Genomic DNA, 11807 nt, shown 5'->3' on the forward strand with positions numbered 1-11807 from the left:
TTGATCAAGCCGGTCCAGATCGCAGATCTGGCAGGCAGTGAATCTCGTGTGCATCAAAAATCAGAAATCACCGGTCACGGCGCTTGTGACTGCCCCGTTTGGCGACACGCTGCCACCAGGCGTCGACAAGCCCGCTGTCGGTCGGGGCGTGCAGATACGTTGCAAGCAGCTCACGGATTTCCGTTTCGTTCCAGACCGGTGCGCGGCGCAGCAAGGGCTCGATGTCCTTTACCCGGTCGCGTTGGCCGAAGATCGACTTGCGCGTCTTCTCAAGGTCGATCAACTGGGCCAGATACTCTCCGCCGCGCGCCCGCATGAAAATATGCTTGGGGTAGAAACAGCCATGCACCTGCCCGGCCTTGTGCAGCGTGCGCGCCAGTTGCCCGCACGCTTGCAGAATCGCCAGCCGCTCGGTCGCCGGCCGCTCGTGCCAGTCCTGCAACAGCGTGTCCAGATCGGTCCAGCCATCCAGGGCGCGGGTCATCAGAATCGCGCGGCGCTCGCCGTCGACTTTTCGGTCCGCGTAAAACACCGCATGCAGCGCCGGAATGCCCAGCTTCTGATACAGGCTGATGTTGCGAAACTCCCGGGAAAACGAAGGCTCGCCAAACGGGTGATGCAGGGTGTACGTCAGGTAATTGCTCTGGCGCTTGAGGTAATAACCGGAGCCTTCCAGCTCCAGGCGAAACACACTGCTCCAGCCACCGCGACCGGTGTTGGGCTCATCCACCGCGTCGAGCTCGACGTTCCACAACGCATCGAAGTCCGCCAGACCGTGCCGCTCCAGCAGGCCCCGGTCGGCGTCAGCAATGAAAACACTCATTCGCGACCCTCAAAAAAACTGACGATGTGGCGGATGCGCTTCTTGTCAGAATCATTCAAGCGTTCACGACCACGGTATTGCAGGTAGAACCGCAGGCGCTGAGTGGCCGACAGGTGATATTTGGCAACCTTGTCCAGGCAGGCGAGGTCCTTGGTGATCCGGTAGCGCAGCATGAAGCTGACCCAGAACGCGCCGTTGGGGCAGTCGATCAGAAACACCGTCGCCTGATCGTCCACCAGCAAGTTGCGCCACTTCAGATCGTTATGGGTGAAGTGATGATCGTGCATGGTCCGGGTGTAGCGCGCGACCTGCTGGCTGACGCCGTTGACCCACGCGCGGCTGTCCAGGCGCGTGTCGTTGGCCCGTGCCAGTTCCGACAGGTCTTCGGTGCGCGGCAGTTCGCGGGTGATCAACGCGCCGCGATCATACGCAGCGCCATTGCGCTCCAGGCCCCAGGCGACGACTTCTGCCGTCGGTATGCCCCACTTGGCGAAGCGCTTGAGATTCTGCCATTCGGACTTGACCCGTGGGCGCCCCAAATAACGACGCAAACCCTTGCCGGCCGCGACGTAGCGCTTGACGTAGTAGTTCACGCCACCGCGTTCGACGCGGATGACTTCGGACAGTGGGTCCCGGGTCAGGCGCTCGCCTTTGAGGGCGAACACCGCATCGAGGGTGCCGAAGTCTTCCGTCAGCGCGGCGTAGCCAGACTCCAGCTTCCAGCCCGCCATCAGAGCGCGTCCCCGTAGCGCAATTTACGCTGATAGAGCTTCTCGGCCTTGCCTTCAAGCCAGCTCAACAGCGCCGATTCCTGCGCCAGAATCTGCCGCAGCGGCTGCTGGAAATAGCCTTTGAGAAACCGCAGTTTGTCGCGCCGGGTCAGGCCGATGTCCATCGCCGAGAAATACAGCGCGGCCAGGTCCTTGTTGCGCCAGCGCTGGGTAATCGCCGGGCGCGTCTGGGCGCGGTGCAGGTCGATCACCGAAAGCTTGAAATCTTCAGGTGTGACCGGCTTGTCGGTGTGCAGCAGAAAATGGCAGATGTAGCAGTCGCGGTGGTTGACCCCGGCACGGTGCATCATCCCGACCAGCCGCGCCACTTCAGCGATGTACGCGCGCTTCATGCGGGGCTCGGGCGGCTCGTTGCGCCAGTTCAGGCTGACGTCTTCCAGGCTCTCGGTCGGCGCCAGCTCTTCGGTGATGATGAACGAGTGCTGCATGGCCGGATTATTGCCGCGCTCGCCGTAGGCCACGGCAGTCATGGTCGGGACGCCGACTTCATGCAGACGGTTGACCGCGTCCCACTCCTGCCCCGCGCCGAGCACCGGCAATTTGGCGGTCAGCAGGTTTTTCGCCACTTCACCCCAGCCAATGCCGCGATGGATCTTGACGAAATAACCGCGCCCGTCGACTTCGGTGCGCAGCGTCCGCCGGTTCTCGAGTTCTCGATAGACCTGGCCTTGCAGCGCCTCAACGGCCTCGAACGCATCGCGCCCCGCCCAGAGGCGCTTGAAGGGTTCAGCAAGGATCAGTTTCATCCGTGGTGCTCCGCCAGAATCACATCCGCAGCGTGCTGCGGCATGCTGTAAAGATCAGCCGTGTCGGCGAATGCCAGCCCGTTGCGGCTCCAGGTGCTGCGCGCGGCGTCGTCCCTGAGCATGCGGGCCAGGTACTGATTGAGCTGGTTCTGGTCGAACGGCTCATCAAGCACCAGGCCGCTGTCGGCTTCGGTAATGTAATGGGCGTACCCACACACCGCGCTGACCAGCACCGGGAGTCCTGCCACCAGCGCTTCAAGCAGCACAGTGCCGGTGTTTTCGTTGTACGCCGGATGTATCAACAGGTCGGCGCCCAACAGAAAACGGGGAATATCGCTCCGTCCCTTCATGAAGGTGACGTTATCATCCAGGCCCAGCGCCGTGCTCTGCAGCTGGAATACCTTGGGGTCGTCCTGGCCGATTACAAACAGGCGTGTGCGTTTTTTCAATTCAGCAGGCAGCGCCGCGAGTGCCTTGAGGGTGCGATCGACGCCTTTTGTCTTGAAGCCGGAACCGATCTGCACAAGCAGCAAGTCATCGTCGGCGAGCTTGAATTCGCGACGGAACTCGGCGCGAATCTCGGCCGCATTGGCCGGCGCGCGCCGGTCCAGGGAGATCCCCGGCGGCAACAGATGAAAGCGCGCAAGCGGCGTGTCGTAATGCTTGATGAACAGCGGCTGCTGCACTTCGGAAATCATCAGGACTTCGGTCTTCGCGTCTTTGGCGAACACCGCGCGCTCGTAGTCGGCGAAGTGACGGTAGCGGCCCCAGTATTTGTACAGGCCGTGGCGCAGGTTCTGCGCTTTGTCTTCGTAGCAGCCGTCGGCGGCGTAATACACGTCCAGGCCGGGCATCTTGTTGAAGCCGATCAGCCGGTCTACTGGACGCTTGGCCAGGTCGGCGTTCATCCAGTCGGTGAGCTTTTCGTTGCGGCGGTGATTGAAGATCGCCTTGACCGGCGCCACCAGCACTTCGAAACCGGGCGGCATGTCACCCTCCCAGATCAGCGTGTAGACGCGGATTTTATGACCGCGCTGCTGACACTCCAGGGCGATGCGCATGAAGTCACGCTGCAGGCCGCCGAACGGGAAGTATTTATAAAGCACGAATGCCAGTTGCATCAGGGATGTTCCTTTGCCAGCAATAGCGCGCCTAACTGGTTCGCTACCCGCTCGGGATTCAAGCGAGTAAAGCACATGGGCCACTCGCGCTCGGTATCGACCTGACGCTGATCTTCAGGCGTCGGTCGGTAGGTGCATTTCTTTTGCAGGCACGGCGCGCAAGCGGGGTAATCGGCCGCCAGATGAACCTGCGACCGGCCGTACGCGCCGGTCAGGCCCGGATTGGTCGGGCCGAACAGCGACAGGGTCGGCACGTCCAGCGCGGCGGCCAGATGACCAAGACCGGTGTCCACCGCGACGCAACCCTGGGCGCTCGCCAGTACGCGAGCAACCCCTGCCAGATTGAGTTTGGGTAACACGACGGCATTATCAAGGCCATCGGCAATACGCTCGGCCCGAGCCTTCTCGGCCGGATTGCCCCACGGCAGTCGCACTTCAAGTCCCTGGCCGATCATGCGCTCGGCCAATTGGCGCCAGTACAGCTCGGGCCAATGTTTGGTGTCCCACGTGGTGCCGTGCAGAAACAGTACGAAGGGCGCGTCGTTTGTAGCAGTGAGCAGGCGGCTGCGATCGAGGCCGTAATTACCCAATCCCGCAGGCACCTGATAGCCCAATGCCTGGGCGAACAGCTGACGCAAACGCTCGACCGCATGCTGGCCGCGGGCAACGGCATAGGGGCGATCATAGAAACGAGCGGCCATGGGCTCGCGCGCGGAAGTCTTGTCCAGGCCGGCGATGGGCGCCTTGACGTAGCGGGTCAGCCAGGCGCTTTTCAGCAGGCCCTGGGCGTCGATCACCAGGTCGTAGCGGGTGTCGCGCAGGCGCTGCTTGAACTGGCGCCATTCGCCATTTTTGAGGGTCTGCCAGAGGTTCTTGCGCCAGCGACGGATGGCCACCGGGATCACCTTGGCGACCGCCGGATGCCAGGTCGGAATCTCGGCGAAGCCCTCTTCCACCACCCAGTCGAACTGGATGCCCGGCAGCGCGCCCATGGCGTCGGTCAGCGCGGGCAGGGTGTGGATCACGTCGCCCAGTGACGAGGTTTTGATCAGCAGTACCCGCAAGTCAGGCGACCTCGACCGGGGCGGCGCCAATACGGCCGAGGGCCTGGATCACCGAATCCGGCTCCAGCAGTCGCAGGCAGTTGTAATGGCCGAAGCGGCAGGTGCGGTCGAAGCACGGGCTGCACTCGATGCCGAGGCGGACGATCTCGACTTCATCGGCCAGCGGCGGCGTGAACCCCGGCGAGGTCGAGCCGTACACCGCCACCAGCGGGCGATTCAGCGCAGCGGCCACGTGCATCAGCCCGGAATCGTTGGAGACCACGGCGTCCGCGCAGGACAGCAGATCAATGGCTTCAGCCAGTGAGGTGCCGCCGCTGAGGTTCATGGACTCTTCGCGCAGGCCTGGAATCAGCCGCTCGCGGATGCTTTCACCCACTGCATGGTCGTTCTTCGAGCCGAACAGCCAGACTTGCCAGCCTTCACGGATCTTCGCTTCGGCGACCATGGCGTAATGCTCGGACGGCCAGCGCTTGGATTCACCGAACTCAGCGCCCGGGCACAGCGCGAGCACCGGCCGATCAAGGCTCAGCCCGAACTTGACCAACGCCGCGTCGCGGCTGGCGGTTTCGATTTGCAGGCTGGGTTTGGGATACGGGCGCGGCAGCTCGGCGCCTTTGTCGTAGGCCAGCGCCATGAAGCGCTCGATCATCAGCGGGTAACGCTGTTTGTCGAGGGTGCGCACGTCGTTGAGCAGGCCATAGCGAAATTCGCCACGCCAGCCGGTGCGTTTGGGAATACCGGCGAAGAACGGCACCAGCGCCGACTTCAGCGAGTTGGGCAGCAGAATCGCCTGATCGTACTGACCCTTGAGGGATTTGCCGATGCGCCGGCGCGTGGCCAGCTCCAGCGCGCCATGGCCGAGCGGGAAGCTCAAGGCCGTGCGCACTTCAGGCATGCGCTCAAGGATCGGCCGGCTCCACTCGGGCGCCAGCACATCGATCTCGCACTGCGGGTGACGCTGCTTCAGGCACTGGAACAGCGTCTGCGCCATCACCATGTCACCGACCCAGCTGGGCCCTACGATCAGAATTCTCATGCTCTTCCAAAAACGACCAGAAACGAGCAGGGAGGCCCACCAAACAGCGTGATGCATGCACACGCCGCCTGACGCCTCCCTGTCATAGCTTTATATAGATCCGTTAGATCCGAACCCTGCCAGCAATCAACTCAGCCCCAACTGTGCCCAGATCCGCATCACTTCGCGCCGTTCGGTGGCGAACTGGTCGCCAGCCACAACACCCGGATCGTTCTGCAACGCCTGTCGATGAGCGGCCGAGCGGTAGGCCTTGTACGCCTCACGCAGCAGACCGGCATCAGCGGCGGCCATCAGACCGACCTCTTCAAGGCCTTCGAGAATACGGATGTTATCGGTGTAACGAAGCAGCGAGGGGTGCTCTCTGGACCACGCCAGGGCCGCGTATTGCACCATAAATTCAATATCGACGATACCTCCGGCGTCCTGCTTGAGGTCGAACCGCGACGTCGGCTCAAATGCACTCGCTCCCTTTCCCGCCGCCGTTGCGCGGGTGCCGAGGTTGTCGCGCATCTTGGCGCGCATCTCGCTGACTTCCTGGCGCAACTTTGTCAGATCACGCTCGCGGCCCAGTACCGAAGCGCGCACGGCCTCGAACTGCCGGCCGACATCGGTGCTGCCCACCAGCACCCGCGCGCGCACCAACGCCTGATGCTCCCACGTCCACGCCTCGTTCTCCTGATAGCGGGCAAACGCCCCGAGCGAACTCACCAGCAAACCCGCCGCGCCAGAAGGACGCAACCGCATGTCGACTTCGTACAACTGGCCGGAGTTGGTCTGGGTGGTGATCAAATGAATGATCCGCTGACCGAGCCGGGTGAAGAACTGCGCGCCATCGATCGGCTTGGCGCCGTCGGTTTCAGCCTGGGGATCGCCATCGTGGATGAACACCAGGTCCAGATCCGAGCCGTGCCCCAGCTCGATGCCGCCGACCTTGCCGTAGCCGACGATGACAAAACCGGGATCACACAACGTGCCATCCGGACGGCGCGGCGCACCATGACGGGCGACTGTATGGCGCCAGGCGAGCGCCAGTACTTGTTCCAGAATCGCCTCGGCCAGCCAGGTCAGGTAATCACTGACTTTCATCAGCGGCAGGCTGCCGGTAATTTCAGAAGCGGCAACCCGCAGACGGTGTGCCAGTTTGAAATGCCGCAGCGCTTCCATTTGCTGTTCGAGATCGTCCTCGGGAATGCGCGTCAGACGCTCGCGCAGCTCGGCAGCGAGCTCGGGCGCCTGGGGCGGGCTGAACAGCCGACCTTCGTTGAGCAGCTCATCGAGCAACAACGGGAAGCGGGCGATCTGCTCGGCAATCCAGGGGCTGGCCGCGCACAGGGTCAGCAATCGACGCAGCGCGCCGGGGTTCTCGGTGAGCAACACCAGATACGCCGAGCGACGCGCCACCGCTTCCACCAGCGGCAGCACCCGCTCCAGCACCAGATCGGGATTGTCGTGCTCGACCGCCTGGGCGAGCAGGCGCGGAATAAAGGCATCAAGCCGTTCGCGCCCCAGACGCTGCATCGAACGCAGCTGTGAACTGTTGCGCAGGTTGCTCAGATTTTTCAGCGCCTTCTGCGCGTCGGCGAATCCGCCCTCTTGCAATTGGAGGCAGGCGCTTTCTTCGTTCTGGGACTCTTCCCACAGCGGCAGCCACTCGCCGCCGACGATTTCTTCACCGTGGTCCTCCTGGCCTTCTTCCTCGTCGGGGTCGGCGATGACCTGCCGGAAGTGCCACCCGACCCGCTCGCGCCAATGCATCAACTGCTCATGAAAGCTCGCCCAATCGGCAAAGCCCATCATGAAGGCGATGCGGGCTTTATCCTGCGGGTCGTCGGGGAGCATTTGCGTTTGCCGATCGGCAATCGCCTGAATGGCGTGCTCGGTATAGCGCAGAAACTGATAGCCCTCACGCAGCTCATCAATCACCGCAGCGGGCAGATAGCCCTGGCCTTCAAGGGTTTTCAGCACCTTGAGCAGTGGTCGCTGCTGCAGACTCAAATCGCGACCGCCGTGGATCAGCTGAAACGCCTGGGCGATGAACTCCACTTCGCGAATGCCGCCGGATCCCAGCTTGATGTTCTCGGCCATGCCCTTGCGACGGACTTCCTGCTGGATCAACTGCTTCATGGTGCGCAGCGCTTCAATGGCGGAGAAGTCCAGATAGCGGCGATAGACGAACGGCCGCAGCATGTCGAGCAACTCGCTGCCCTTCTCCTGATCACCGCCCACCACCCGCGCCTTGATCATCGCGTAGCGCTCCCAGTCGCGGCCCTGATCCTGGTAGTACTGCTCCAACGCGTTGAAGCTGAGCACCAGTGCACCGGAAGACCCGTACGGGCGCAGGCGCATGTCGACTCGGAAAACAAAGCCGTCGACGGTGACCGGGTCCAGCGCCTTGATCAATCGCTGACCCAGGCGGATGAAAAACTCCTGGTTGTCCAGCGGGCGTTTGACGCCTTGGGTTTCGCCACCTTCGGGGTAGGCAAAGATGAGGTCGATGTCGGACGACAGGTTCAGCTCGACGGCGCCCAGCTTGCCCATGCCGAGGATCACCATCTGTTGCGGCTCGCCAGTCCGACGGCCGGTCGGCGTGCCGAACTGCTGGCAATGCCGCTCGTACAGCCACTTGTAAGCCAGATCGATGCAGCCATCTGCCATGTCCGAGAGATCACGGCAGGTTTCCACCAGATCGGCCTGCCGGGTCAGGTCCCGCCAGATAATTCGCACTTGCTGGCGCGTGCGTTGACGACGTAGATTACGCCCCAGCTCATCGTCGCTGGCAGCCTGGATGACTGCATTGGCGATCTGCCCAAGCAGCTCGCCGGGCGCAAAACTGCGCTCCAGCTCACCGGACTCAGCGAGGTCGAGCAGCATCAGCGGATCCCGTGAAACCTGATCAGCGACGAAGTCGCTGGCCGCACACACACGATCAAACGCCGACAGCCGCGCTTCGGGCCAGGCCTGAAATTGATGCCTGGCTTCATCTGCCAGGGAATCGAGAGCGGTACGCCAGGACTGGCCCGCGCGAGTGACCAACGGCAGAAGGACAGCCGGCAGCTCGGCCGGCAGGGGAAGGCTCATGGTCTATCCTTGATCGGCGTTCAAATGTCAGGCTGCCCTGGCGGTTGCATACACGGCACGGACAGACTGTCGAACAAAGGTTAAAAATTGCTCATGGCTGACAAATCTTGATTGCCAGCATGTTCCGCCAAGTGATTCGTCAGATTTTTACACCGAGAACATCGCTTTAATGGACACTGCACCACGAGTGAAAACGTCGCTCAGCTGTAGTTTTACTACTGTATATACAAGTCAAAAAGCTGAATTAGCCCGAGATTTGTAGTAAAACTACACAACACCGGGGACCCATCCGGTCATCCAAGAATTTATATCGTCTGCCCACAAGGCCAGTCGCAACAAACTCAGGCAACCGATTCTGGAAGCCTTTCCGCCCTGGAGCAAGCCATGCAAGACCTCGATCCCGTCGAAACCCAGGAATGGCTGGACGCCCTGGAATCGGTTCTCGACAAAGAAGGCGAAGACCGTGCTCATTATCTGATGACCCGTATGGGTGAGCTGGCCACACGAAGTGGTTCGCAGCTGCCTTACGCCATCACCACGCCTTATCGCAACACCATCCCCGTTACCCACGAAGCACGCATGCCCGGCGACCTGTTCATGGAACGCCGCATTCGCTCGCTGGTACGTTGGAACGCTTTGGCGATGGTGGTCAAGACCAACATCGGCGACCCGGATCTGGGCGGCCACATCTCCAGCTTCGCTTCCAGTGCAACCCTGTACGACATTGGCTTCAACTACTTCTTCCAGGCCCCGACCGACGAACACGGCGGCGACCTGATCTACTTCCAGGGTCACGCATCGCCAGGCGTCTACGCCCGTGCGTTCATGGAAGGTCGCATCACCGAAGACCAGATGAACAACTTCCGTCAGGAAGTCGATGGCAACGGTCTGTCGTCCTATCCACACCCGTGGCTGATGAAAGACTTCTGGCAGTTCCCGACCGTTTCCATGGGTCTGGGTCCGATTCAGGCGATCTACCAGGCGCGTTTCATGAAGTACCTGGAGCACCGCGGTTATATCCCTGAAGGCAAGCAGAAAGTCTGGTGCTTCCTGGGCGACGGCGAGACCGACGAGCCGGAATCCCTGGGCGCCATCGCCCTGGCCGGTCGCGAGAAGCTCGACAACCTGATCTTCGTCGTGAACTGCAACCTGCAGCGTCTGGACGGTCCGGTTCGCGGCAACGCCAAGATCATCCAGGAACTGGAAGGCGTGTTCCGCGGTGCTCAGTGGAACGTGACCAAAGTCATCTGGGGCCGTTTCTGGGACCCACTGCTGGCCAAAGACGTTGACGGCATCCTGCAACGTCGCATGGACGAAGTCATCGACGGCGAATACCAGAACTACAAAGCCAAAGACGGCGCTTTCGTGCGCGAACACTTCTTCAACTCGCCAGAACTCAAGGCGATGGTTGCGGATATGTCCGACGACGAAATCTGGAAGCTGAACCGTGGCGGCCACGACCCGTACAAGGTCTACGCGGCGTACCACGCAGCGGTGAACCACAAGGGTCAGCCGACCGTGGTTCTGGCCAAGACCATTAAGGGTTATGGCACCGGCGCCGGTGAAGCGAAAAACACCGCGCACAACACCAAGAAGGTCGACGTCGACAGCCTGCGTCACTTCCGTGACCGCTTCGACATCCCGATCAAAGACGATCAGCTAGAAGCCCTGCCGTTCTTCAAGCCGGAAGAAGGCAGCGCCGAAGCGCGTTACCTGGCCGAGCGTCGCGCTGCACTGGGCGGCTTCGTTCCACAGCGTCGCGCGCAGAGCTTCAGCCTGCCGACTCCGCCACTGGAAACCCTCAAGGCCATCCTTGACGGCTCCGGCGATCGCGAAATCTCCACCACCATGGCCTTCGTCCGCATCCTGACCCAACTGGTCAAGGACAAGGAAGTGGGTCAGCGCATCGTTCCGATCATTCCGGACGAAGCCCGTACTTTCGGCATGGAAGGCATGTTCCGCCAGCTCGGCATCTACTCTTCCGTAGGCCAGCTGTACGAGCCAGTCGACAAAGAACAAGTGATGTTCTACCGCGAGGACAAGAAAGGTCAGATCCTCGAGGAAGGCATCAACGAAGCCGGCGCAATGTCTTCGTTCATCGCGGCAGGTACTTCGTACAGCAGCCACAACCAGCCGATGATTCCGTTCTACATCTTCTACTCGATGTTCGGTTTCCAGCGTATCGGCGACCTGGCATGGGCCGCTGGCGACAGCCGCACCCGTGGCTTCCTGATCGGCGGCACCGCCGGTCGTACCACCCTGAACGGTGAAGGTCTGCAGCACGAAGACGGCCACAGCCACATCCTGGCCTCGACCATTCCGAACTGCCGCACCTTCGATCCCACCTACGGCTACGAGCTGGCGGTGATCATTCAGGACGGCATGAAGAAGATGTTCGAAGAACAACAGGACGTCTTCTACTACCTGACCGTGATGAACGAGTCCTACACGCAACCTGCCATGCCGGCCGGTTCCGAGGAAGGCATCATCAAGGGCATGTACCTGCTGGAAGAAGACACCAAGGAAGCCGCGCATCACGTGCAGCTGCTCGGTTCGGGCACCATCCTGCGTGAAGTACGCGAGGCGGCGAAGATCCTGCGCGAGCAGTTCAACATTGGCGCGGACGTCTGGAGCGTCACCAGCTTCAACGAATTGCGTCGCGACGGCCTGGCCGTAGAACGCAGCAACCGCCTGAAGCCGGGTCAGAAGCCACAGTTGAGCTACGTTGAAGAATGCCTGAACGGCCGTAAAGGTCCGGTGATCGCTTCGACCGACTACATGAAACTGTTCGCTGACCAGATCCGTCAGTGGGTTCCGACCAAGGAATACAAGGTTCTGGGCACCGACGGTTTCGGCCGTAGCGACAGCCGCAAGAAGCTGCGCAACTTCTTCGAAGTTGACCGTCACTTCGTAGTGCTGGCCGCCCTGGAAGCCTTGGCCGATCGCGGCGACATCGAACCTAAAGTCGTGGCGGAAGCCATTGCCAAGTTCGGCATCGATCCTGAAAAGCGCAACCCGCTGGACTGCTAAGGTCTGCGTAACGATCGAATAGAGCGCTGAAATGTGCGCGAAACAGCCGCCAATGCGGAATTTACTTCGGTAAATGAGCATCAAGGCTGTTTCGTCGCAGATGAATCAGCGCAGTCGA

Annotated in this window: 8 protein-coding genes; 1 reads left to right on the plus strand and 7 read right to left on the minus strand. The window is 61.4% G+C overall.

Annotation, left to right across the window (positions count from 1 at the left end):
• Nucleotides 1-67: 67 nt before the first annotated feature.
• The 7 genes from AC3ISG_RS22390 to glnE all read right to left on the minus strand — a co-directional run bounded on the left by AC3ISG_RS22390 (nt 68) and on the right by glnE (nt 8659).
• Nucleotides 68-823: a lipopolysaccharide kinase InaA family protein gene (locus AC3ISG_RS22390; RefSeq protein WP_122625593.1), complete on the minus strand. Its 756-nt coding sequence runs from the start codon at nt 821-823 to the stop codon at nt 68-70.
• Nucleotides 820-1554, minus strand: a complete 735-nt coding sequence (locus AC3ISG_RS22395; protein WP_122625592.1) for a lipopolysaccharide kinase InaA family protein — start codon at nt 1552-1554, stop codon at nt 820-822. The genes AC3ISG_RS22390 and AC3ISG_RS22395 overlap by 4 nt, the downstream gene beginning before the upstream one ends.
• Nucleotides 1554-2360, minus strand: a complete 807-nt coding sequence (rfaP, locus tag AC3ISG_RS22400) for a lipopolysaccharide core heptose(I) kinase RfaP (protein ID WP_172610499.1) — start codon at nt 2358-2360, stop codon at nt 1554-1556. The genes AC3ISG_RS22395 and rfaP overlap by 1 nt, the downstream gene beginning before the upstream one ends.
• Nucleotides 2357-3481 (minus strand): glycosyltransferase family 4 protein, encoded by a 1125-nt coding sequence (locus AC3ISG_RS22405; RefSeq protein WP_489297993.1) that lies wholly within the window; start codon nt 3479-3481, stop codon nt 2357-2359. The genes rfaP and AC3ISG_RS22405 overlap by 4 nt, the downstream gene beginning before the upstream one ends.
• Nucleotides 3481-4545 (minus strand): lipopolysaccharide heptosyltransferase I, encoded by a 1065-nt coding sequence (gene waaC / locus AC3ISG_RS22410; protein WP_489297994.1) that lies wholly within the window; start codon nt 4543-4545, stop codon nt 3481-3483. Before waaC ends, AC3ISG_RS22405 begins: the two co-directional genes overlap by 1 nt.
• A 1-nt stretch (nt 4546) precedes the next feature.
• Nucleotides 4547-5581, minus strand: a complete 1035-nt coding sequence (gene waaF / locus AC3ISG_RS22415; RefSeq protein WP_489297995.1) for a lipopolysaccharide heptosyltransferase II — start codon at nt 5579-5581, stop codon at nt 4547-4549.
• A 126-nt stretch (nt 5582-5707) separates the two neighbouring features.
• Nucleotides 5708-8659 carry a bifunctional [glutamate--ammonia ligase]-adenylyl-L-tyrosine phosphorylase/[glutamate--ammonia-ligase] adenylyltransferase gene (gene glnE / locus AC3ISG_RS22420; protein ID WP_489297996.1) on the minus strand — a complete coding sequence of 984 codons (2952 nt, stop codon included), beginning with the start codon at nt 8657-8659 and terminating at the stop codon, nt 5708-5710.
• A gap of 384 nt (nt 8660-9043) precedes the next feature.
• Between glnE and aceE the strand changes: the two genes are divergently transcribed.
• On the plus strand, nt 9044-11689 hold the full coding sequence (gene aceE / locus AC3ISG_RS22425; RefSeq protein ID WP_108119093.1) for a pyruvate dehydrogenase (acetyl-transferring), homodimeric type: 2646 nt from the start codon (nt 9044-9046) through the stop codon (nt 11687-11689).
• Nucleotides 11690-11807: the final 118 nt, after the last annotated feature.

The organism is Pseudomonas sp. GL_135, assembly GCF_057834665.1.